Genomic DNA, 21,861 nt, shown 5'->3' with positions numbered 1-21,861 from the left:
AGATGTTTTTGGAAGATATTAGAAAAATTGAGAGATTTTTTCGGAAAATATCTTTTTATAATCTCCTACGCTTTCAGCACTTACGATTTCTTTCCGCAAAGCAGCTCCGCCTTCCAAGCCTTTTGAGTAAGCGCAGAATCTTTTGCGGGCTTCCCTACAGGCAGAAAGCTCTCCGTGGTCTTGTACAAGTAAGTTGAGTTCCCGGAAGCCTGCCTGAATGCGTTTTTCCACCGGAATTTCCGTAATCGTGCCTTTTGTTAGCAATTCCCTGGTTTTCGTAAACAAGAAGGGATTTCCCATTGCACCGCGGGCGAACATTACGGCATCAACGCCAGTTTCCTCAAGCATCCGCTTTGCGTCTTCGGGAGTGAAGGCGTCTCCGCTTCCAAAAACAGGAATTTTCTGCCCTGATCTGGAAGTTTTTTCGCCAACGAATTTGACAAGCTCGGCAAGGGCAGCCCAGTCGGACTTTCCCTCGTAGCCTTGCGCTCTTGTTCTTCCGTGCATGGTGATTGCCGCCGCTCCAGCCTTAATTGCGGCCTCGGCACATTCCTTCCAGGTGATATGCTCTGCATCCCAGCCCAAGCGGAATTTTACTGTGACAGGAACTCGCCCATCTACCGCCCGAACCACGGCGCTTACGATTTTAAAAAGATGCTCAGGGTCGCGTGTGAGGGCGCTTCCTGCATTTGACTTGATGATTTTAGGAACAGGACAGCCGCCGTTTATGTCTATGCACTCAGCCGTCGTTTTTTCAAGGACGATTCGTGCGGCATTAGCCATCGTCTCCGGGTTTCCGCCGAAAATCTGAACGGCATAGGCCTTTTCGTTGGGGGCGCGGGCCATGAGAAGCTCGGTCTTTTCGTTATTCCGCGTGAGGGCTTCGGAACTCACCATCTCCGTGTAGGCAAAATCCGCCCCGCATTCCGCACAAATGGAGCGAAAGGCGCGGTCAGAATATCCCGCAACAGGTGCGAGAAACAAATTCCCATCAAGAGAAAGTGAGCCGATTTTTACTGGGTGATAGAGGGACATTTTATGCTTCCGGAAGACGGAAAATCTTGCAGCTGTTTGTCCAGAGGATTTTGCTCAGTTCTTCCAAGTCGATTTCGAGCATTTCTGACAAGAATCGCGCTGTTGAAGGCAAATATGCCGGCATTGCTCGTTTTCGCTCACGGAATTCAGCAGGAACCATGAAAGGACTTTCGGTTTCGATTAAGATTCGATCATGAGGAATGTTCAAAACCGTTTCGTGCAAGTTATGCGCATTTCTATATGTGAGATTTCCAGCAAATGAGAAATAAACATTGAGTCCTGCTTCAAGACATTTTTTTGCGTAGGCGGCATCTTCTCCATAGCAATGCAAAATTGCTCCAGCCGGCGGGATTCGTTCTTTTAGAATATCGAACATGTCTTTTCCTGCATCGCGGCTGTGAATAATGACCGGCTTGTCGTATTTTTTTGCGATTTCAAGTTGAGTTATAAAAAGCTCGGTCTGCATTCGTTTGTCGCCGAACTGCTTGTAGTAATCTAGTCCGCATTCGCCGACAGCAATGACATTCGGGAGTTTGAGGCCTTCTTCAATAGTCTGAATCCAATTTTTGCCAGGATTTGTGACTTCGACTGGAGCAACACCGATAGCGTGATATACGCCAGGCATAGACTTGATGTTTGGATAGACTTTTTTGAAGTCGTGGAGACTGTTATTTATGCTTACAATGCGAGTGACTCCAGCTTGTTTGGCTTGCTGAATAACGCGCAACTGTTCAATCGGGTCCTCATAAATGAGCCCGATATGGGCGTGAGTATCAAAAAACTGCATGGCTTTCTTCCAAAATAGATATGATGATGAAGAATCTCCGCAAAGAACGAAGACTCACTGTTTTAGAGCTAGGACTTTTGCTAAACTCTTTTTTTATTATACCGATAGAATAACAGAGAAAGTCTCAACTGTCAAATTAGAATGTCCAAAGGCAGAGATTTGACAGAAACAAAAACAATATGGTATATTTTTAGGAATTACCAAAAAATAAATTTTAAGCCTAAAAAGTGGAGCAAAATTCATTGGCACGAACTAGACATTATAAAAAGATTGAAAAGAATGTAGTCTCATCCCTTCTTCATGGCTTACAGCGGCTTTGCGCTTGCATTGGAAAATTTTTTGTTCGCGTTTTCCGCGTTTGCGACTCAAAGCTCACAATTATGATTGTCCCGCATTCTCAAGGCAAGGTCATCAATTTCCGCACAAATGTTTTCGCGCTTGCTTTCGGTATCGTCCTCATCGTGGGAATCGTCTCATCATTTGTATATTTCAAAAAGCAAGATTTGGGAATCCGAGAGGAACTTTCCCGCTCCATGAAGGAAAACCGGGAATTGCTGGCCAGTTTCGATGAACTGCGTGACGAAAATAACAATGTTCTTCAAACTGCAAAACGATTCCGCTCATCTCTCTCTCAAACCCTTTCACTTTTGGGAATCAACCAGTCTTCTTCAGTCGCAAAGGCAGCAATGTCAGACAGCGACTTAAATTCTTTGTTTGACACTCAGGACACAGTCGCAGGTTCTACAAAAGAGGCTTCTGACATGCGCCAGCTTTCTTCATATTTGGAAAGCACTATCCAGCCGATTGAACAGCTTGGAAAAATGCTTGAAAGTCAGGAAACCCTTTTCGCAGACATCCCGAATATTTGGCCGGTTCGTGGAGGCATAGGACATGTTTCTCAGCCTTTCGGTCAAACGACTCACCCGATTACAGGCAACTGGTACATTCATAAAGGTCTCGACATTTCAACATGGCGAAGCGGGGATCCAATCGTCGCCACTGCAAATGGCCAAGTCGTAACGGTCGCTTATGATTCAGGTTTCGGCAACTATGTCATCATCAAGCACAAGCACGGAATCTACACTCGTTACTGTCACATGGCATCAACGAGGGTAAAAAAAGGTCAGTTTGTTTCACAGAGAGATATCATCGGCTACATCGGAAGCACTGGTATTTCCACCGGTCCCCACCTTCATTACGAAGTCCACATTGGTTCTGATGTAGTAGACCCTGCAAAATATGTAAACATCAAGCTCGCAAAATAAAATATGGCATTTTTAACGGACGACATTTCAGTCAGAACGATTATCGGTTTAGGCTCGGCTATTTCGGGTGATGTGCACGCAGACGGTTTTATCCGTGTGGAGGGTGACATCGACGGCAACCTTGAGTCTACTGGTCATGTCGATATTGGAAGCGAAGCTCGCATCAACGGAAATGTAACGGCACAGTCTGTCGTTCTTGGAGGCATTGTTCTCGGCGACATTTATGCGCCCAATGGAATCAAATTGCTTTCTTCATCTGCGGTCATCGGAAATATTTCAACAAAAAATCTTGAAATTCAGGAAAATGTTATTTTCCACGGTCATTGTATCGCGCTTAAAAAAGAAGACGAATTTACCGAAGCCGCGGAGCAATTCTCAAACATGCAGAGCATTCGCAGTCGGGCGGCAAATAAGGCAATATAATGGCTGAAATCCAATCGGTGAACACGCAACTCAACTCCCAGTCACTGTATTTCGCGGCAACGCAAGCGGCATCACAGCAAGTTGCGAGTCAAGCCAAAAAAGCTCAGGAAACAACCAAAAAAGAAAAATCGGCTTTTGCAAACAGCCTGAGTAAACATCAAGAGACGGCTCAGCTTCTTTCAGAAGGACTTCCCGTCGAGCTTGCAGACATGACTCAGGAAGAAGCGATTGTTTTTCTTAAAGATGCAATGGATTTGGCAGGAGACCAGCTAAAAAACCAGCAAAATCTAGAAGCAATGGAAAAATATCGAAAAAAAGTCAGTCAATTTATGAAATATATTGTGAAAATCAATTATAATTTCATAACGACCCGCGAACAGAAAAAATTGAGGAGCGGGCGGGTTATCAAGCCGATGTACCAGATTCAGGTTATCGACCAAAAGTTGAACCAACTGGCGAGTGAAATGTTGATTCTTCACGGAGCGAATCTGAATCTTTTGGCAAAAGTAGAAGAAATTCAAGGAATGATAATCGACCTGATGGCGGAATAGGAGACAGCAAAAATGAGTGACATTTTTGAACAGGATATAAGCGAAAGCGAAGAGGACATCACAAAACTTGAGGATGCGGATTTTAAGAGTTACGAGGAATCCGAGGGGTCTGACGAGCATTTCGTTTACCCAAAAGTCCTTTATCTTACCCGGCTGGAATATTCCAGCGAAGGAGTGTATGTCACCTCCGAAAAGGAAGAACTCAAAAAAGGTGAGCATGTTATCATTCAGACTCGCTACGGAAAGGACATGGCCCTTGTTCTCGGTCGCACAAAAAATCCAGTTGGCTTAAAACCGAGTGATATCGTCAAAGTTGAGCGCAAGGCAAACGAAGAAGATTTGAAGAAATTCGAAGAGCTTGCCGACCGTGAAGACGAGGCTTTTAAAATCTTCAAAGAAAAGGTTACTGAGCATGGACTTGATATGAAACTTGTGGCCGTACATTTCCTTCTTGAAGAGTCAAAGGCCCTCTTTTTCTTCTCCAGTGAAAACCGCGTTGATTTCCGTGAACTTGTCAAAGATTTGGTCAGCGTCTTTAAAATGCGAATCGAATTGCGTCAGATTGGCGTGCGTGACGAGAGCCGAATCACCGGAGGCTTGGGTGTTTGCGGACGCCCCTATTGCTGCCACTCAATCCGCGATAAATTGCCGCCAGTCTCAATCAAAATGGCAAAAGAGCAGAATCTTTCTCTCAATTCAACAAAAATTTCCGGCCAATGCGGTCGATTGCTCTGTTGTTTGAGCTATGAGTACAACTGGTACGCCGAGGCACGCAAAAAACTTCCCAGCGAAGGCCTGCATATCCGCTACGATGGCTCCGATTTCAGAATCATCGATGTGAATCCAATTAAGCAACTCGTGCGAATGTTGAGCGAAGACGGAAGATTGCTTGAAATCCCTGCGAGCAGATTCATCAAAGATAACGGAAAATGGCGGATTAATTAATGCATAATGAATAATGTGAAATTATGAAATCACTACGATTAATTCGTTGGATCTGGCGTTAAATTCTCCGTGATTTAAGTCACCGTAGAAATCAAATTTACTGAATCCGACTTCCTTTGCGTATCTTTCTATCTGATTTTTAGTGAGCGGAAGAATTTCGGCATCGTGAGTAACTACAAGCCGCTTGCCGTTTCCTGTCTCAAGTTCCTGAAAGAGTAGTTTTTTGCCTTCGGGCGTAGTCTGAACCTTTGAGAACAGGCGAACGCGGATGCTCTCGCGAACCGGGAGTTTTGCCGTTGGCTCTGCATTAAATCTATCAAAATTTGGAAGTCTGATAATTAATTTGCCGTTTTGGGCAAGAAGTTGCTTGCAATCATAAAAAAGTTTTGCCATTAGAGTTTTGTCGTGGGTGAAAATAATTCGGTCGTTAGGAATTGAGATGATATTGTAAAAAGATTTTCCCAAAAATCTGCACATTTCGAGACTTGACATCTGAAAAAAGCGCAATGCCATGAGTTGGGTACGCCGTTTGCGGTTAGCTGATTCGAGAAGTGAAGAAACTGTCTCAAGTCCAGTGACATCAGCGCCTTCTCTTGAAAGAAAATGCTCAAAAGTGCCTGAGCCGCAACCAATGCTAAGGTATTTGACTGGTGTGTCAAACAGTTTTGTTTCTTCTTTGTAAAACTTTTTTAGCTCATCGCTTGCCGGATAAAGCTCATCGTAGTATTCAGCGATGTTTTCAAGAAATTCCATACTTAAATGATAAGGGTGAATCCTGGAAAAAGCAAATAATTGTTCTGAATTTTAAAAATTTCGTAAAAACTTGTAAAAAAAGCATTTAGCTACTACAATAGAATGTATGGGTTTTTTGAGGGCATTAAGAGAGTTATTTGAGTCGATTTTCATGAGCTCGTCACCAGAAGTGAAAAAGCGAATGGAAATGCGCAAGGTCGAAAATGAATTAAAGATTTTGCCGTCTCAAATTTTTAAAAATGGCATGTTGCAAGCGAACTTTGCGGAATTATTCCGTGTTCTCTACGAGAATTGCAAACCTATCAATGATATCTTGTCTAGTACAGTTTGTTCCGAAGATATACAGAGAAATGGCCGTTTTGAGTACGAACTCATTTTAACAGGTTTTGACGAAGCTTCCCAGGAAAAAATTTACGGTCTTGAATACGAGAATCGAAAAAAGATTATCATGGAGTCTGACACTCCGCTAAACAAATTGATTGATTCACAAAAACGAACGATGGATACGCTACTCAAGCAGCTCAGCGCGCCTGGTTTCATAAAAATAGATGATACGCTTTGCTCACTCAAACAACTTTCAGATATCTGTCGTTTCAATTACATAAATATTATCCGTTTGTTTGACCAGAATTTCGATGGCATGACATCAAATTCTTTTGGAACGATTGTGCCCGTCTCACCCGAAGCCGTCGCTCCTATTCTTCAGGATTTGTATTACATTACGGGGAATTTTAAGATAGACCTTGCAGAATCACGGGCAATTTTCGCTTTAAAGCAGCTTCTTTCGGGGCATGACCTTTCTGAAGAAGAAAAAGACGGTATTTCCCACAATCTTAAAAAAATTAATTCTGTCTTTACGCGTTATCTTACTTCAGATGTGTTCAAAAGTCTTATTATCTATGGTAAAAAGGATGCAGGGCTTTCTTTCCAGTTTGCGACATACCGTTCAAATTCCCTCAAAGGATTCATTGAATTCATGCAAAAACGCTTTGCTTCTGATTCAGAGCGTATTAAAGGTGAGGTTAAGGATTACACAGTATCTTTTGAAATAAAAGAATTGTTTGGTGAGCATCCTCTGGAAGAAATCCGAGTCTACAACAGCGAAACAAACGAATTCCTTCGTGTTAATACCCCATATTCATTTATTTGGATTACGCCCCTTCAAGTCATCAAAACCTTTATGGATGTGTTTATGACGGTGAGCGTTAAAACAGTCCTCAACAATATTGTTATCGAAGGATTTTTCAATAATCAGAATTACAAGGCGGATTTTTCTTCTACGATTTATGCCCTTAACGAAATCGATAACCTTATCAAAGAATTTGAAAAGACATTTGAGCGGAATGGCAAGAATGATGAAGCCGAGTTGCGCGGTTTGGTTCGTGACAGCCGTACCGATGCGGATTTTCTAAAAAAAGTCGGCTCTATGGTCGATAATATTAATAATCAGGCTCATAAACTGATTCAAGAAATCTCAAAAATTTTGTATGAACTTTACATCGAAATTGGCGAGTTAATTCTTGATTCCAAAAAATCAAAGTCTGATATGGTTTCTAATATTAAGGTGCTTTTTTCATCTGCACGAAATCTCGATGGTGCGGGAACAATCGAGCAGCAGTATGATAACTGGAAGCTTTTCCTTAAAATTATGAAAAATTATGCTATAATTGGTGAAATAGATAAGAATCATGAGTAGTGAATTTGAAGAACCGATTCCGAACGACAACAGAAATGTTCAGGATATCATAAGCGAATACGAAAAGAAAATCTATGATCTCCAGCAGCTTCTCGAAGTCTCCCGCTCACTCTGCTCAACGCTTGAATTTTCAACACTGGTCGAATCTATTCTCTACACTTGCATGGGACAGTTCCATGTCCTTGGTGCAGGAATTTTCGTTTTGAATGCGCTTGATGCAGATTCTTTCCACCTTGATTCAAACTATAACGGCATGGATCCAAATCCGAATGTTTCTTATGTGATTCCCACTTCAAATCCTGTGGTCACCCTGCTTGAAGGTAGCAACAAATTGTATACGGTGAGCGAACTTGTGGACAATCTTCCAGAAGACACCGATATCAATATGATTTCGTCCCTCAAGCCGTCTCTTGTAATTCCTCTCGTTCAGCACAATCACCTGAACGGAATTCTGCTTTTGGGTGAAAGAATTACGCTTGCAGACGATGCGAGCTATACCGATTATGAAAAAGAGCAGCTTACTGTTATAGCATCACTTGCTTCAATTGCAATCAACAATGCCGCTCTTCTTGAGCGTTCATCAACCGACATGATGACGCACCTTAAACTCAAGTATTTCTTCTACAATGTGCTTACAGACAAGCTTGACAATGCACTTGCAAACGAAGGTAATCTTTCGGTAATCATGTTCGATATCGATTTTTTCAAACGGTTCAATGATACTTATGGTCATGCCTGCGGTGACTATGTACTTCAGACTGTGGCCAAAATAATCAAGTCGAGCATTCGCGGACAGGATATGGCTTCACGCTATGGCGGCGAGGAATTTACGGTTTTGCTCAATGACACTAGTTCTGATGACGCAATGATTGTCGCTGAGCGAATTCGTAGTAAAGTAGAGCAGTATGACTTCTGTTACGAAGATCAGCATGTCAAAGTTACGATTTCCCTTGGCGTATCAACTTTCGATACACAGGAAAACCCTGTTACTTCACCAAAATTGCTTGTTGATCAGGCAGACCAAGCTCTTTATGTTTCTAAAAGAAACGGAAGAAATCAAGTAACCTTTGCCGATCCAAAATTGATTTCTGATGTGAAGCTAGACAACTAATGAACATTTTACGAAAAGCATTCAGATATTCTTTTTTTAACGCGACTCTTGCGATTATACTCATAAGTACTGTCGTTTTTTTTCTCGTTGAGACTTTTCAAATCGATAAAAGATTTTTTGGTTTGGGCGTTATTACCTTTGTCTACAATCATTTTTTCTGGCAAGCGGTCACTTATATGTTTATTCATGGAGACTGGCTCCATCTCTTTTTTAATATGCTTGCTTTGTTTATCTTTGGCATACAGTTAGAGCGTGCGCTCGGCTCAAAGGAATTTCTGCTTATGTATTTCACAATCGGAATTCTAAGCGGGCTCTTTTCTGTCGGAGTTTATTATGCTGTCGGAAAGATTCTCATCGAGAATGGAATTCAGCCATGGCCCTTTGTAATTAATCTTATCGGGGCGAGCGGAGCGATTTATGGTCTTCTTTTTGCCTACGCTGTTGTCTTTCCCAAGTCGATAATATATATATGGGGAATTTTACCCGTGCCTGCACCGATTATGGTGATTGGGTATGCGGCGATTGAATTTTTCAGCCAGTTCTCGCTTTCAAGCAATGTGGCTCACATGACTCATCTGGCTGGGTTTGCTTTTGCTTGGCTGTATTTTCTTGTTCGTATGGGAGTTCATCCGATTCAAGTATGGAAAGACGCATTCAGAAGATAGTTTTTGTTTTTCTCATTGTGACTTTGCTTCCGATTTTTTCCCAAGATGTTTCTCAGGAGCGTATGGTTCGTTTTTCTTTATGGGCTTCTACTGAAATTTATCCTGGTGTTGAAAAGCCCGAAAAGGACGCACTGGCCCTTCCAGTACAAAAAATCAAAGAAATTTCCCCTTTTATTCTTTCGGGAATGGTTTATGGTTGGCATTTTGAGTATGTTCCTTACGATAAAGCCCGCGGAGTAGCAGAATATTTTGAATTTACGCCACTTCAAGAACTGAGTGAAGCTGAAATCAAATCGATAAACTATGCGAAACCTTGGATAAAAGATTCAATATTGAATTGTTGGGTGGAATTTCGCCGTTCTGATGCGCAAATTCATATTTATAGAGGCTGGAAATCTGTCCTTCATCCGAGAATTAAAGGGGAAGGGTATGCAAAACTCTCAGAGGGATTTGAAGGAATTCAAAAAGCATGCGGAGAGTCTTTGAAGATGGCCGTCAGAAATTATGAGCGGAAATGGATTAAAACAAAGCCTAAGGAAATTAGTGGAACCGTCTTTATCAGTGAAGCCCCCAAAATCGGCGTAGATGCAGGCAGATATAAAGTTACCCTTGATTTTTTTATGGAAACTGATAGAATAATAGAATACAAGACTTTTTAGAGAAACAGAATTTTATTTTCTGTAACTTTTTTTAGTCTTAAAACTTTAAAATGCAAATGACTTGAAGAGATGTTCGACTCTCTAACAAGGAGGAATACTATGAAAAAGATTTTTGCTATTGCAGTCGCACTTTTTTGTTTTGCAGGTGTCACTTTCGGTGATGATTTGGCTGAGTTGCAGAAGGATCCGAACGCTGTTGATTTAACAACGCGAACAATCGTTCCAGAGGATCAGCATACGACAAATAAAACCGCAAAGGTTCAGATTGAATACACGCCGCTTACAGATGAAGCACATGTCTATTATACATGTATGGCAGTATCTTATGATCAGGGTGAGGCAATGAATACTGTTCTTGCATGCTTGCAGGATTTCCAAAAGGAATATCAGTATTATAGCTACAAATATTTGCGAAAAGATTCTGTTAAATATTTCAAGGATGATAAGAATATGAAATGGGCAACTTATCATTCTTATGTAAAGTTTAACCGCTAAAGCTCAAATCGCTAAAAGCTACGAGCCAGTTCTAAAGAGCTGGCTCAACTTTTTTATAAAAACAAATCAAAATACAGAGTTATAAAATGGACATTCAAAACATCATTAAAAATCTTCATCCACTTGAAATCAAAGTTCTTCTTAACTACACGGCAAAAGACGAATTAACTTCCGAAAAACTTCAGAAAGAATTAGACTACAAAGAAGGTCACTGTAATCAGGCTTTTTCTTGGCTTGGCGGAAAGGAATTGCTCTCTGTTGTGAGCAAAACCCCCCACACATTCTATGAAATCACTGATTTGGGACGAGCTTACGCAAAAGACGGCATCCCTGAAGTCCGAATCATCAACTTTGTAAAAGAAAAGGGAGCAAAACTCCTTCCAGAAATCGCGGCAGGCACAGGCCTTGAGCAGAAAGATGTCGGCTCTGCTTTCGGTCAGCTCTCAAAAGCTGGCGTTCTCAAAATGAATGCCGAAAAAAAGGCAGAATATTCCGGGGCAGAAATCCCTGCAAATATCAAAATCGCAACGGACTTGTTTGAGCGAGCCGCAAAAGCCGAAAACGGTCAGCTTGACAATGCTTCTTTGAGCGCAGACGAGCAGAAGGTCATCACAAATTATGCAAAAAAACGAGGTGCCGCTGATTCTCCTTTCAAAATCATTGAGCGGGAGACAGTCGTTTACAAATTGAACAAAGAGGCCGCAGATGTAGTCGCCGCCCTCAAAAAAGCCGGAATCACTGGCGAAGAATTGGGGGCTGTAACTCCGCAGATGCTTGCTTCAGGAGAATGGAAGAACGGAACTTTCCGTGGCTACAATATTGCAATTCCGCCGGCACGAATCATTCCGGGGCGAACGAATCCTTATGTTCAGTTCTTGGAGCATGTTAAAGACAAGCTCTGCTCTTTGGGATTCCAGGAATATGACGGTCCTCTCGTAGAGACTGAATTCTGGAACGGCGATGCGCTTTTTATGCCGCAGTTCCACGCAGCCCGCGACATTCACGATGTATATCGAATCAAAAATCCGACCCATGCAAAAGAAATCGAAGAGCCTTGGCTTACAAATGTAGCCGAAACCCACAAAAACGGTGGCAACACAGGAAGCCGTGGCTGGAACTACGATTTTGACCATGAATTCACAAGAAGACTGGTTTTGCGCTCACAGGGCACAGTTCTTTCGGCACATCAGCTTCACAAGGCAGAAGTTCCTGGCAAATATTTCGGTATCGCCCGCTGTTTCCGCTACGACAAGGTTGACGCTACTCACTTGAGCGATTTCTATCAGACAGAGGGAATCATCGCCGGCGAGGATGTAAACTTGCGCACTTTGCTTGGTATGCTTGAAATGTTCGCAAAAGAAGTCGCAGGCGCAACTGAAGTTAAATATGTTCCGGGCTACTTCCCATTCACGGAGCCTTCTGTTGAGGTTCACATTAAACATCCTGTTTTGGGCTGGTTTGAGCTTGGCGGAGCCGGCATTTTCCGTCCGGAAGTTACAAAGGCTCAGGACTTGGATTGCCCGGTTTTGGCATGGGGTATGGGTATCGACCGAATGGCACTCATGGCTCTTGGCTTGAACGACTTGCGTGAACTCTTCAGCGAGAACATTGAAGAAGTCCGCTTGCGAAAGGCAAAGTTCTAATTTTTCATCTTAAAAGCGAAAGGCTTCCCAGAGCGGGAAGCCTTTTTTGTGCTATTTTGCAAGCAGGGCTGCAAACCTGTCTTCATCAGGAATGAGATTTTGGTCAAAATAAGATGGATAGGTGTTCAGAATTTGCTGGAGCTGACCTTCAAGTTGATGTAAGTGCGTTTTGATGTACATTTTTGCATGTTCTGCATCTTCATCATAGATGGCTGATAAAATTTTTTGGTGCTGCAAAATCGTTTCATGCATGATATTTTCATCATTTACAGAGAGAAGACGAATTCGTGCATAGTGGTTGCTGGTATTTTCGATTATTTGCCAACTGAGCTCCTGATTAGTGATTTTAAACATGTAACTGTGGAATTCATTGTCGAGTTCAATATGTAACGAATGTTCTTTGTTGCGCATGGCAACTAATTGTTTTTCGATGTTGAGTTCCATAATTGACAAGTCGTGTTTTGTGAATTTTCCTATAAGCAAGTCAACATTGGCACATTCAAGGCTTTCACGGATAAATCGTTCTTGTGCGACTTTAGAGAAATCTATTTTTGAGACAAGAGTTTCTTTTTGAGGGAAGATGTCAACCAAACCATCTCTTTGTAAGCGAATAAAGGCTTCTCGAACAGGCGTGCGACTGACATTTAATTTCGATGCAATTTCCTGCGTACTCATTGCGGTGCCAGGCTTTAGCTGTAAAGACATTATATTTTTTTTGAGTGCGTGGTAAACCGCTGATTGAGCAGTTGCAGTATTTTTTTCCGCTACCATTAAACCGTCCTTATTGAGAATTTTGATTTTATTTTGCTTGGTAAAAACAAATATGTCAAGAATAAAAAATTTTAAAAAAAATGTTGACAGGTAAGTATTTGTGAGCTAATATACTAACATGTTAGTTAAAAGGAGGCTTAACATGAAAAAGGTTGCTGTTGGCGTAATGAGCGCCGCTATGGTTTTTGGTCTTTTGTTCTCTTCTTGCACAAAGAAAGACGGAGCACAAAAGAAGGTTGCTGTTACATTTGCTGGAACTGAGGCCGCTACAACTGGTCAGTCTCGTATGATGCAGGCTGTTGCGGATCGATTGAATGCAAGTGGAAAATTCGATGCTACGGTACAGGTTGCCGGTGCGCTTTCTGGAGATACTGATGCGCTTGTTACTCAGGCAAAACTCGGAATCAATCTTGTTGTTCCGAGCGATCCTGGACGACTTGCAAGCCAGTTTGATATTCCTGATTTGAACATTCTTATGGCTCCGTATATCCTTACGGATCCTGCTATGTTGAAAAAGCTTCCGGATACTCAGATTTTCAAAGAGTGGTCTGCTGAGCTTGAAAAACAGGGCATTATCTATATCACGAATATGTACAACGGTTTCCGCTGTTTCTATACAACTACTCCGGTAAGAAATGTCGCTGATTTGAAAGGCTTGCGAATCCGAGGATTTGGAAACACAATCGGTAACAAGCTTGCAAAATATCTTGGTTTTGCAAACATCGGTATTTCTTGGGGTGAAGTTTTCCCTGGAATCCAGCAGAAAACTCTTGATGGTTGTGAAGTTCAGGTTGCTACCGCTGACGGAAGCCGCATTTATGAAGTTACAAAGAACTTGGCAATGACAAAGCACTACATGCTCCAGTCTGCATTCGTTTGTTCAGCTAGCTTCTATAATAGCCTTTCACCAGCTGATCAGGCATTCTTCGTAAAAACTATGCGTGATGCTGCCGTTGAGTATGGTGCAATCATTCAGAGTGAGGAAGAGGGCTTCTATAACAACATGAAGAAAAATGGTGTTACAGTACGAGAGGTCAATATCGATGAATTCAAAAAAGCTATTGAACCACTCTACGAGACTAATGAGCTCGGCTTCTCTGACGGTTTGAAAGACCGACTCTTCACACAGTTGGCTAACTAGAAATGGAATATGCCTGTGTTTTCTAAAACACAGAAAACACAGGCTTCTTTTCGGATTGGTTATTTTCTAGCCTGCATTACTTGTCAAAAACGGAAATCAATATATGAAAAAGATTTATGAAAAATTCTGTAAAATCGAAGTCGGCTTTTGTTGTGTCGGTTTTATCCTTCTTGTTGTTCTTGTCTTTGGTTCTGCCATCCTTCGATTTATGAGGGTTTCAATGGCATGGAATATTGACTTAGCTATGCTCTTGCTTGCATGGACAGCTTTCTTGGGAGCAGATGTCGCTTGGCGAAGCGGTCAGCTCATTGGAATTGACCTTGTTACGAGGTATTTTCCTAAAAAAGTACAGAAACTTGTCTTGATTGCGGTATATGCAATTATTTTTGGAATGTGCATTGTCACATGTTTGTACGGCTGTCGCCTTGTATGGGTTGAACGAGTCCGCACTTACCAGTCAATGCCGATTCCATACTCGCTTGTCAGCTTGAGCCTTGTTGTTGCGACTTTTTCGATGGCGATTTCGACAATCGGAAAAATCAAACTGTGTATTCAGCATTTCAACAAAGATGAAGTTGAATCTGAGTCTAAGCCTGAATCAGAGAATGAGGCGTAGGAGGAAACCATGAGTCTTTTATTGATAAGTTTTGTCGTAATGTTGCTGATGGGAATGCCTATCGCATTTGTTATCGGAATCGCTGGTTTTGCTTATTTCTTGAGTCAGCCGATTCTTCCCTTTGAGGCCGCCGTTCAGATGGTCGTGCTTCAGAGTCAGTCATTTGCTTTCCTTGCTGTCCCCTTCTTCATTTTTGCGGGAAACTTGATGAATGTTTCGGGAATCACCGAGCAGCTTTTGAGTCTTGCCCGTCTTTTGACACGAAGAATGTATGGCGGCACGGCACAAATTTCTGTAGTTATGTCTACGCTCATGGGCGGTGTTTCTGGTTCTGCAACGGCTGATGCCGCAATGGAAACCCGAATTCTTGCACCTGAGATGATGAAACGCGGTTACACAAAAGGTTATATATGTTCTGTAAACTGCCTTACCGCTCTTATTACAGCTACTATTCCGCCAAGCTTAGGTTTGATTATCTTTGGATTTGTCGGTGAAGTTTCAATCGGTCGTTTGTTTGCCGCTGGTATCATTCCTGGAATCCTCATGATGGCATTCCTTATGGCAACGACCACAATTACCAGCCGCATCAGAAAATTTGATCCGCCGGCAGTTGATGCACCAAAACTGACGATTCGCGAAATCATTGAGAACCTTAAGCAGTCAATTTGGGCGCTTTTGTTCCCGATTATTTTGATTGTCGGAATTCGTTTCGGTGTGTTTACTCCGTCTGAATCTGGTGCCTTCGCTGTAGTTTATGCACTGGTTGTCGGAAAATTTGTTTATAAAAAGTTGAACTGGGAGAACTTCAAGGAAGCTCTTATCACTACTCTTAAAGATAACGGCGCAATCATGCTTATCATCGCTATGTCTGGTCCATTCAGCTATGCGATTACTTGGGTAAAACTTCCTGCAACATTGAGCTCTTTCATCTTCGGAATTACTAACAATGCTCAGTTGCTCACATTGATTATGCTCGGCTTCTTGTTCTTCACCGGAATGTTCGTTGATAGCAATGTAAACTTCTTGCTCCTTACCCCAATCTTCCTTCCAATGGTTACAAGTGCGGGTATGGACCCTGTTCACTTTGGTGTTTTGATGGCAACAATCGTTACCCTCGGTGTCATGACTCCGCCGATTGGTTCTGCCCTGTATACGGTTTGTGGAATCATCGATTGTCCGCCTGAAGAATATACGAAGGAAAGTCTTCCTTTCTTCATTGCAATTTTACTTGAACTTGCGATACTTGTTTTCTGTCCGAAACTTGTGCTTTTCATTCCGAATATGATTTTCGGTGTCGCAGGTTAAAAGAGGTGTTCTATGAAAATGACAATGAGATGGTTCGGTTCAAAATATGATACCGTAACCTTGCAGCAGATTCGGCAGACAGCTTATGTGAAAGGAGTTATTTCTACTCTTTACAATAAAATGCCTGGCGAGGTCTGGAGCGAAAGTGAAATAAAGGCCCTTAAAGACGAAGTAGAGTCCGCAGGTCTTACCCTTGACGGAATTGAGAGCGTCAATGTAAGCGATGCAATCAAAACGGCCGGAAATGACCGTGACAAAGACATCGATGCATATATCAAGACGCTTGAAAATCTCGGCAAGAACGACATTCACCTTGTCTGCTACAACTTTATGCCGGTTTTTGACTGGACACGCACTGAGCTTGCTCGACCGCGTCCTGATGGCTCTACGGTTATGGCATACAATCAGAAAACGGTGGATGCTATTGACCCAAGCAAAATGTTTGACTCAATTTCGGGTGACATGAACGGTACCGTGATGCCGGGCTGGGAGCCAGAGCGCATGGCGAAAATAAAAGATTTGTTCAAGATGTACGAGGGTACGACAGAAGACTTGCTCTTTGAAAGGCTCAAGTATTTCTTGGATGCGATTATGCCGGTTTGTGACAAATACGACATCAACATGGCGATTCATCCTGATGACCCGTCATGGAGTGTCTTTGGACTTCCGCGAATCATCACTTGTCTGCCAAATATTCAGCGAATGATGAAGATGACGGATAATCCTCACAACGGTGTTACATTCTGCGCAGGAAGCTACGGCACAAATCCAGAAAACGATTTGCCTGCTATGATTCGTGCGCTCAAAGGCCGAATTCATTTTGCCCATGTGCGTAATTTGCAGTTCAATGACGGCAAAAATGATTTCGAAGAGGCGGCTCACCTGTCAAGCGACGGCTCTTTCGATATGTACGAGATTGTAAAAGCACTCTACGACATTGACTTCAAGGGGCCGATTCGCCCTGACCACGGACGCATGATCTGGGGAGAAAAGGCAATGCCGGGTTACGGATTGTATGACCGCGCTTTGGGGGCGGCTTATATCTGCGGCTTGTGGGAATCTATCGAAAAAAAAGCGCGAAAATAGCGTAAAAGAGGCATATATGAAACTGACAGTAGAAGGTTTGAAGGATACTGCCGGCTGGAAAAAGGCAGGAGTAGCTATTCCAACTTATGATATTTCGACAGTCCGTGCATATACGGCAAAAAATCCTGCATGGGTACACTTTGGTGCAGGAAATATTTTCCGTATGTTTATCGGAGGTATTGCTGACAAATTGTTGGAAAATGGCCTGACCAAGACGGGCATTGTTTGTGCAGAAACATTCAGCGCGGATATTATCGAGGAAATTTACAAACCCTATGATAATCTTGTGCTGGGAGTAACGCTCAATCCAGACGGCTCTGTCTCAAAACAGGTGATTGCCTCTCTTACAGAAGCAATCCATTCTACACCGAAAGCCACATCAAACTGGGCGAGAATGAAAGAAATTTTCGCTAACCCCAGCCTTCAGATGATTAGCTTTACGATTACCGAGAAAGGATACGCCCTTAAAAATGCAGCGGGCGAATTCTTCCCATACATCGTAGCTGATATGGAAGGCGGTCCAGACAAAGCAAGCTCTGCAATGGCTCAGGTTACGGCATTTCTTTTGCATCGCTTCCAGAATGGAGCACTTCCGCTTGCAGTTGTTTCAATGGATAACTGCTCTCACAACGGAGAAAAATTGCAGAATTCTGTGCTTACTATTGCAGAAGAGTGGTGCAAGCGAGGCTTTGTCAGCAAAGAATTTATTGCGTATCTGAATGACGAGAAAAAAATAACTTTTCCATGGTCGATGATTGATAAAATCACTCCTCGTCCAAGCGTCGAAATTGGAAAACAGCTTGAAGATCTTGGCATTGAGAAAATGCAGCCGTTCGTAACGGAAAAAAAGACCTTTATTGCTCCATTTGTAAACGCCGAAAAGCCACAATATCTCGTTATTGAAGATAAATTTCCGAATGGCCGTCCGCCGTTGGAAAAAGCCGGAGTCTACATGACTGACCGCGACACGGTGAATAATGTTGAGCGAATGAAAGTAACTACTTGCTTAAATCCTCTTCATACGGCACTTGCAGTGTATGGTTGCCTCCTTAGCTATACGCTGATTGCTGATGAAATGAAAGATAAGGAACTTTCTGAGCTTGTGCATCGAATTGGACCTGTGGAAGGAATGCCTGTTGTTACAGATCCAAAAATCCTCTCACCAAAGGATTTTGTGAACGAAGTAATTTCAGTGCGTCTTCCTAACCCATTCATGCCTGACACACCGCAGCGAATCGCATGTGATACTTCGCAAAAAGTAGGTATTCGTTTTGGTGAAACGATTAAATCGTATGTCGAGCGCGATGGAAATGCGTCAAAACTGGAGGCAATTCCGTTGGCAATTGCTGGCTGGTGCCGCTATCTGCTTGCACTTGACGACAAGGGAAATCCGTTTGAACTTTCTCCTGATCCGATGCTGGAAGAATTGACTGCGCAACTCAAGGACATTGAACTTGGTAAGCCTGAGTCATACAAGGGTCAGTTGAAGCCGATTCTTTCAAACGAGAACATCTTTGGTTCAGATCTCTATAAAGCTGGTATTGGAGAAAAAATCGAAGCTATGTTCTGCGAAGAAATTGTCGGAACTGGGGCAGTTAGAAGAACTCTGCAAAAATACTTGAAAGCTTAGGAAATTACTTCCAGACTTTCAGTAAAAGCAGATTTACTTCACAAACGGAAACAGACGCTGATTTCCCCAGAATAACTTAATTGCTTATACCTTTTTATATTCTGGGGAAATTTCTGCGTTTACCGTGTTTACGGCTTCGGTAATTTGGTCGGCACCAGTTGCCATTTCATTCATTCCGCTGATATTTTTAACAAATCCGTCTACCATTAACAAAAAATTATATCCAGACTTTCACTAGGAGAAGATTTCCTTCGGTCACTGAGACACGGGCTGTCTTTCCAGGAAGAACTTCGTTGCTTACGCCGTACTGGTATTCTGGCGTGATTTCGGCATTTTCAAGAGGGTAGAGTGCGTCTTTTATCGTGATTCCGCGGGCTGTACCGGTGATATTCAGCAAAGAGAAGTAAGCATACCTGTCTGAAATAGATTTTTCTTCTTTACCCACAAGCTCAAGTTCAGAAAAATCATCAATCATCAGGGCTTTTGCCCCATCATTCTGGCATTTGACGAGCATGTAGAGATTTCCCAGTCCGTGATCAAGACGCGCGCCAATCATTCCGATGAAAAGGAAATCTTTGTAACCGCGGGAAAGAGCCGTTTTGAGGGCAAAAACTGAGTCGGTGTCGTCTTTTTCGTGGGGAAGGACGATGGTTTCGATTTTTGAATGAGGATTTTTGTGGGAATCGAAGTCGCCGATGATTAAATTCGGCTTGACTTTGAGCTTGCGAAGATGATTTAATCCGCCGTCACAGACAATGACGAAATCATCATTGCCTAAAAACGAGCGGATTTTTTTATAATTTTTGATGGGAGCCGCCCCGATTATGACGCAACGGGATTCCCGCTTTAAAGGCGGGAATGACTGACTGCTCATACCGGTTCCCCTGTGCTCTCGGCAGAGTCAGTGCTGGAATCAGCGGTTTTTTCTTCTTTCTTTTTTCTGTTTTCGGATTTTGCTTCTCGTTTAATCTTAAAATCGAAAAGAGTTTTTGATTCTTCTTTTGGCTCTGACTTATTCTGTTGGCTTTGGACAGGTTTTCTTGTGTTTTTTTTGCCACGGCCGAGCGTAAAGGGAAGCATGAGGACAAGTCCTATTGCAAAAGAAATAATAATCGTCATAAAGACCGGCACCTGCTCAAATGTATAAAAGATAAATGTGATGTCGCACTTGTTGTCCAAGTTTACGCCCGCAAAAATCGTTACGAGAATAAGCAGAATAATTGTTCCAATAAGTCGTATAGGCATATATTTCTCCTATTTGAGTGTGATTCCCTTTTCGATGTTTTCTGCAAATTTTTTAATTTCATCGAATTTATTTTGCCCCTCGATTGCGAAAGTCAGGACATAAAGGTATTCCAGTTTGTCTTTATCAGGCCCGGCCGGATAAACGATTTTATCAAGGTAAGTGTATGATTCCTGACAGTAAGGCTCGTTGTTATAGGGAGAAACTTGATTTACTAGCTGATTCCAACTTTGTGTAAGAGTTTCTTTTGCATTTGCCCCCGGATTCTTAACCTGAAGGATTGATACTGATTTAAAGTCAGCCTCGGTTGTGCTTGTCGTGAAAACCAGATTGCGGTTTTTTATAACGACTTTGCCGTCAATTTTGTCGTAGCCTGTTCGTACCGTAATTGCACTTTCATCGTTATAGTTTATATCCTTTTTTGATACAGAAAGGGTGATATCACCGATGCTTAGAGAAAGTGAATCTTTTGACTCTTTCATGGACATTTGCTTTTCTGTAACTGAGAATTTATTGCGGATATCAGAAGGAAGAGAAAAATATTGGCGCCAGAACTTAAGTTTTCCACCATAACGGGGATAGATAAAATCAGTCATGAACTGAGCATCGATGTAATTTGTTGCAGTGACGGACTTCCGGGTAGAAATTGTGCCAAAGAGAAAGACACCTGTAGGAAGCGGGAGAGAAAAAGTCATAAAGAGGGCATCAGCAAAATCAAGTGCATAGTAATTCACATACCAGGTCCTGCCAAAATAATCGACATAAGTTTCTGATTTTTCTGGTTCACCCAAAGAGAGTATGTTAATTTGCTCTCCATAGACATTGCGTGAGAGATTAAATGGCTTTGTAAGATAGTCAGTACATTTTTTGGGATTTATGATAAGCTCTTTAAGTGGAACTGAATCTGGCGGCCGAATACGCGCAAAATAGTAATTTACCATTGAGCCGTATTCAATGTATCCGTTTTCTTCAAGATTGTATGTTTGAATATTATTTGGGCGGGCATAATCCCATACACCACTTTGATTATGATATATCAAAAGTGGCATTGTGACTCCTAGTGTCCGCATAAAAAATTCGTCTTTTTCTTGAGAATTGTCAAAACATTTTGCGCCTGTGATTCCGTAGTCTTTTTTCATCTCATTTACACAGTCGATAATGTTCTGGTTATGAAGCTGAGTTAATTCTTTGTTGACTTCTGCAAGAGTTTTTGGGAGTGTGATTGTTGCTTCAAATTTGCGGGGATGTTTATAGCTTAAAATATTTGGCAAAACATACTTGTAATCCGCAAAAGCACTTCCTGTGCCCGCTTTCTCTGAGTTTATTTCTTTGATAGGGAGTGCATAATTGAGATTTTCGTTTTCACTTTTCATTGTGATGATGCCGATTACTTTGCCGTCTGGTTTAATAAGCGGGCCACCTGAGTTTCCTGGACTTGCTGCTGCAGAGAATCTGAGCCATTTCCAGTCACCGTTTTTCTGTTCATAAGTCTGGCTGGTAAGGGATCCATTTCGGATTACGATTCCTTCGCCGAGGGCATTTCCTACAGAGAATACATCAGAATTAAGTTCAAAATTGTCGTCGGTTTCGAGGCCCATTCCTTTTGAGAATTTGAAGCCCTTAGCTGAGAATTTTATAAAATCACGACGTTCAGAAAAAGCCTGAATTTTGTCGATTTCATAGACTTTTTCGTTGATATCTCGAACGAAATATTTGTTGTAGACACTTTCGCCATAGAGATTCACTACATGAGCAGCCGTATAAAAGGAACCATCTGTTAGGAGGAAAGCTGTTCCAATCGGCATATATTTATCATTTCGGATTGCGAATGGAATGCGATCTAAAGGCAGTTCTTTTTCGTAGACAATTTTAGTGTCTTCATGCTTTTCGACCACGACTTCAAAAACTGAGGCTGAAACTTTTTTGTAAACATCGTTATCCAAAGAAGTTTGTGCAAAAATTGAAGAAAGGGCCACAAAAGCAGAAAGAAAGTAAGAAACGATTTTTTTCATGAAAAACTCCTAAAAGAAGTATACATGAA

Annotated in this window: 23 protein-coding genes; 15 read left to right on the top strand and 8 right to left on the bottom strand. The window is 42.1% G+C overall.

Features of this window, described 5'->3' with window-relative positions:
• Positions 1-18: 18 nt before the first annotated feature.
• Together dusB and B2089_RS05210 are read right to left on the bottom strand one after the other, a co-directional pair.
• A complete protein-coding gene (gene dusB / locus B2089_RS05215; RefSeq protein WP_296321359.1) occupies positions 19-1,035 on the bottom strand; it encodes a tRNA dihydrouridine synthase DusB in 1,017 nt (338 codons plus the stop codon).
• Between the two features lies 1 nt (position 1,036).
• The gene (locus B2089_RS05210) at positions 1,037-1,822 is read right to left on the bottom strand and encodes a TatD family hydrolase (RefSeq protein WP_296321356.1); all 786 of its coding nucleotides are present in this window, start codon (positions 1,820-1,822) and stop codon (positions 1,037-1,039) included.
• A 242-nt stretch (positions 1,823-2,064) separates the two neighbouring features.
• On the opposite strand from B2089_RS05210, the gene B2089_RS05205 reads away from it, so the two are divergent.
• The 4 genes from B2089_RS05205 to B2089_RS05190 are packed head-to-tail and all read left to right on the top strand — an operon-like array spanning position 2,065 to position 5,006.
• The gene (locus tag B2089_RS05205) at positions 2,065-3,087 is read left to right on the top strand and encodes a M23 family metallopeptidase (protein ID WP_296321353.1); all 1,023 of its coding nucleotides are present in this window, start codon (positions 2,065-2,067) and stop codon (positions 3,085-3,087) included.
• 3 nt (positions 3,088-3,090) lie between these two features.
• Entirely contained in the window at positions 3,091-3,510 is a 420-nt protein-coding gene (locus B2089_RS05200; RefSeq protein WP_296321350.1) for a bactofilin family protein, read from the top strand.
• Positions 3,510-4,061, top strand: coding sequence for a DUF327 family protein (locus B2089_RS05195; RefSeq protein WP_296321347.1), 552 nt, complete (start codon positions 3,510-3,512; stop codon positions 4,059-4,061). Before B2089_RS05200 ends, B2089_RS05195 begins: the two co-directional genes overlap by 1 nt.
• A 12-nt stretch (positions 4,062-4,073) precedes the next feature.
• Positions 4,074-5,006 (top strand): PSP1 domain-containing protein, encoded by a 933-nt coding sequence (locus B2089_RS05190; RefSeq protein WP_296321344.1) that lies wholly within the window; start codon positions 4,074-4,076, stop codon positions 5,004-5,006.
• Between the two features lie 21 nt (positions 5,007-5,027).
• Here the strand turns inward: B2089_RS05190 and B2089_RS05185 are convergent, their stop codons facing one another.
• Entirely contained in the window at positions 5,028-5,759 is a 732-nt protein-coding gene (locus B2089_RS05185) for a class I SAM-dependent methyltransferase (RefSeq protein WP_296321341.1), read from the bottom strand.
• Between the two features lie 151 nt (positions 5,760-5,910).
• On the opposite strand from B2089_RS05185, the gene B2089_RS05180 reads away from it, so the two are divergent.
• The 6 genes from B2089_RS05180 to B2089_RS05155 all read left to right on the top strand — a co-directional run bounded on the left by B2089_RS05180 (position 5,911) and on the right by B2089_RS05155 (position 12,028).
• Complete coding sequence (locus tag B2089_RS05180) at positions 5,911-7,455, top strand: DUF5312 family protein (protein WP_296321338.1); 1,545 nt, start codon at positions 5,911-5,913, stop codon at positions 7,453-7,455.
• The gene (gene dgcA, locus B2089_RS05175) at positions 7,448-8,566 is read left to right on the top strand and encodes a diguanylate cyclase DgcA (protein WP_296321335.1); all 1,119 of its coding nucleotides are present in this window, start codon (positions 7,448-7,450) and stop codon (positions 8,564-8,566) included. Before B2089_RS05180 ends, dgcA begins: the two co-directional genes overlap by 8 nt.
• A complete protein-coding gene (locus B2089_RS05170) occupies positions 8,566-9,231 on the top strand; it encodes a rhomboid family intramembrane serine protease (protein WP_296321331.1) in 666 nt (221 codons plus the stop codon). The genes dgcA and B2089_RS05170 overlap by 1 nt, the downstream gene beginning before the upstream one ends.
• Before the next feature lie 185 nt (positions 9,232-9,416).
• Positions 9,417-9,890 carry a hypothetical protein gene (locus B2089_RS05165; protein ID WP_296686239.1) on the top strand — a complete coding sequence of 158 codons (474 nt, stop codon included), beginning with the start codon at positions 9,417-9,419 and terminating at the stop codon, positions 9,888-9,890.
• Between the two features lie 99 nt (positions 9,891-9,989).
• A complete protein-coding gene (locus B2089_RS05160; RefSeq protein WP_296321326.1) occupies positions 9,990-10,385 on the top strand; it encodes a hypothetical protein in 396 nt (131 codons plus the stop codon).
• Positions 10,386-10,471: 86 nt separating this feature from the next.
• The gene (locus tag B2089_RS05155) at positions 10,472-12,028 is read left to right on the top strand and encodes a phenylalanine--tRNA ligase subunit alpha (protein ID WP_296321323.1); all 1,557 of its coding nucleotides are present in this window, start codon (positions 10,472-10,474) and stop codon (positions 12,026-12,028) included.
• Between the two features lie 51 nt (positions 12,029-12,079).
• Here the strand turns inward: B2089_RS05155 and B2089_RS05150 are convergent, their stop codons facing one another.
• Positions 12,080-12,799: a GntR family transcriptional regulator gene (locus B2089_RS05150; protein WP_296321320.1), complete on the bottom strand. Its 720-nt coding sequence runs from the start codon at positions 12,797-12,799 to the stop codon at positions 12,080-12,082.
• Between the two features lie 142 nt (positions 12,800-12,941).
• Between B2089_RS05150 and dctP the strand changes: the two genes are divergently transcribed.
• The 5 genes from dctP to B2089_RS05125 all read left to right on the top strand — a co-directional run bounded on the left by dctP (position 12,942) and on the right by B2089_RS05125 (position 18,577).
• Complete coding sequence (gene dctP / locus B2089_RS05145; RefSeq protein WP_296321317.1) at positions 12,942-13,940, top strand: TRAP transporter substrate-binding protein DctP; 999 nt, start codon at positions 12,942-12,944, stop codon at positions 13,938-13,940.
• Positions 13,941-14,043: 103 nt separating this feature from the next.
• Positions 14,044-14,556 (top strand): TRAP transporter small permease, encoded by a 513-nt coding sequence (locus tag B2089_RS05140; protein ID WP_296321315.1) that lies wholly within the window; start codon positions 14,044-14,046, stop codon positions 14,554-14,556.
• A 9-nt stretch (positions 14,557-14,565) separates the two neighbouring features.
• Positions 14,566-15,861, top strand: coding sequence for a TRAP transporter large permease (locus B2089_RS05135; protein WP_296321312.1), 1,296 nt, complete (start codon positions 14,566-14,568; stop codon positions 15,859-15,861).
• 12 nt (positions 15,862-15,873) lie between these two features.
• Positions 15,874-16,947: a mannonate dehydratase gene (gene uxuA, locus B2089_RS05130; protein WP_296321308.1), complete on the top strand. Its 1,074-nt coding sequence runs from the start codon at positions 15,874-15,876 to the stop codon at positions 16,945-16,947.
• A 16-nt stretch (positions 16,948-16,963) separates the two neighbouring features.
• Positions 16,964-18,577, top strand: coding sequence for a mannitol dehydrogenase family protein (locus B2089_RS05125; RefSeq protein ID WP_296321304.1), 1,614 nt, complete (start codon positions 16,964-16,966; stop codon positions 18,575-18,577).
• Between the two features lie 84 nt (positions 18,578-18,661).
• Here the strand turns inward: B2089_RS05125 and B2089_RS05120 are convergent, their stop codons facing one another.
• From B2089_RS05120 to B2089_RS05105, 4 genes are read right to left on the bottom strand one after another with little or no spacing between them, the layout of a single operon-like run.
• Positions 18,662-18,784 (bottom strand): hypothetical protein, encoded by a 123-nt coding sequence (locus B2089_RS05120; protein ID WP_296321301.1) that lies wholly within the window; start codon positions 18,782-18,784, stop codon positions 18,662-18,664.
• A 10-nt stretch (positions 18,785-18,794) separates the two neighbouring features.
• Complete coding sequence (locus B2089_RS05115; protein WP_296321298.1) at positions 18,795-19,451, bottom strand: thiamine diphosphokinase; 657 nt, start codon at positions 19,449-19,451, stop codon at positions 18,795-18,797.
• Positions 19,448-19,822, bottom strand: a complete 375-nt coding sequence (locus B2089_RS05110; protein WP_296321296.1) for a hypothetical protein — start codon at positions 19,820-19,822, stop codon at positions 19,448-19,450. The genes B2089_RS05115 and B2089_RS05110 overlap by 4 nt, the downstream gene beginning before the upstream one ends.
• A gap of 9 nt (positions 19,823-19,831) precedes the next feature.
• Entirely contained in the window at positions 19,832-21,832 is a 2,001-nt protein-coding gene (locus B2089_RS05105; RefSeq protein WP_296321293.1) for a S1 family peptidase, read from the bottom strand.
• Between the last annotated feature and the right edge of the window lie 29 nt (positions 21,833-21,861).

This window comes from Treponema sp. UBA3813 (genome assembly GCA_002368605.1).
Classification (GTDB): domain Bacteria; phylum Spirochaetota; class Spirochaetia; order Treponematales; family Treponemataceae; genus Treponema_D.
Note: the sequence above shows the minus strand (reverse complement) of the source record. Positions and strands in the feature narration are given on the sequence as shown.

Excerpts from the sequence above, each read along its gene's own strand:
- dusB (WP_296321359.1), bottom strand. The coding sequence starts at position 1,035 with ATGTCCCTCTATCACCCAGTAAAAATCGGCTCACTTTCTCTTGATGGG.
- B2089_RS05210 (WP_296321356.1), bottom strand. The coding sequence starts at position 1,822 with ATGCAGTTTTTTGATACTCACGCCCATATCGGGCTCATTTATGAGGAC.
- B2089_RS05200 (WP_296321350.1), top strand. The coding sequence starts at position 3,091 with ATGGCATTTTTAACGGACGACATTTCAGTCAGAACGATTATCGGTTTA.
- B2089_RS05195 (WP_296321347.1), top strand. The coding sequence starts at position 3,510 with ATGGCTGAAATCCAATCGGTGAACACGCAACTCAACTCCCAGTCACTG.
- B2089_RS05190 (WP_296321344.1), top strand. The coding sequence starts at position 4,074 with ATGAGTGACATTTTTGAACAGGATATAAGCGAAAGCGAAGAGGACATC.
- B2089_RS05185 (WP_296321341.1), bottom strand. The coding sequence starts at position 5,759 with ATGGAATTTCTTGAAAACATCGCTGAATACTACGATGAGCTTTATCCG.
- B2089_RS05180 (WP_296321338.1), top strand. The coding sequence starts at position 5,911 with ATGAGCTCGTCACCAGAAGTGAAAAAGCGAATGGAAATGCGCAAGGTC.
- dgcA (WP_296321335.1), top strand. The coding sequence starts at position 7,448 with ATGAGTAGTGAATTTGAAGAACCGATTCCGAACGACAACAGAAATGTT.
- B2089_RS05170 (WP_296321331.1), top strand. The coding sequence starts at position 8,566 with ATGAACATTTTACGAAAAGCATTCAGATATTCTTTTTTTAACGCGACT.
- B2089_RS05165 (WP_296686239.1), top strand. The coding sequence starts at position 9,417 with ATGGTTTATGGTTGGCATTTTGAGTATGTTCCTTACGATAAAGCCCGC.
- B2089_RS05160 (WP_296321326.1), top strand. The coding sequence starts at position 9,990 with ATGAAAAAGATTTTTGCTATTGCAGTCGCACTTTTTTGTTTTGCAGGT.
- B2089_RS05155 (WP_296321323.1), top strand. The coding sequence starts at position 10,472 with ATGGACATTCAAAACATCATTAAAAATCTTCATCCACTTGAAATCAAA.
- B2089_RS05150 (WP_296321320.1), bottom strand. The coding sequence starts at position 12,799 with ATGGTAGCGGAAAAAAATACTGCAACTGCTCAATCAGCGGTTTACCAC.
- dctP (WP_296321317.1), top strand. The coding sequence starts at position 12,942 with ATGAAAAAGGTTGCTGTTGGCGTAATGAGCGCCGCTATGGTTTTTGGT.
- B2089_RS05140 (WP_296321315.1), top strand. The coding sequence starts at position 14,044 with ATGAAAAAGATTTATGAAAAATTCTGTAAAATCGAAGTCGGCTTTTGT.
- B2089_RS05135 (WP_296321312.1), top strand. The coding sequence starts at position 14,566 with ATGAGTCTTTTATTGATAAGTTTTGTCGTAATGTTGCTGATGGGAATG.
- uxuA (WP_296321308.1), top strand. The coding sequence starts at position 15,874 with ATGAAAATGACAATGAGATGGTTCGGTTCAAAATATGATACCGTAACC.
- B2089_RS05125 (WP_296321304.1), top strand. The coding sequence starts at position 16,964 with ATGAAACTGACAGTAGAAGGTTTGAAGGATACTGCCGGCTGGAAAAAG.
- B2089_RS05120 (WP_296321301.1), bottom strand. The coding sequence starts at position 18,784 with ATGGTAGACGGATTTGTTAAAAATATCAGCGGAATGAATGAAATGGCA.
- B2089_RS05115 (WP_296321298.1), bottom strand. The coding sequence starts at position 19,451 with ATGAGCAGTCAGTCATTCCCGCCTTTAAAGCGGGAATCCCGTTGCGTC.
- B2089_RS05110 (WP_296321296.1), bottom strand. The coding sequence starts at position 19,822 with ATGCCTATACGACTTATTGGAACAATTATTCTGCTTATTCTCGTAACG.
- B2089_RS05105 (WP_296321293.1), bottom strand. The coding sequence starts at position 21,832 with ATGAAAAAAATCGTTTCTTACTTTCTTTCTGCTTTTGTGGCCCTTTCT.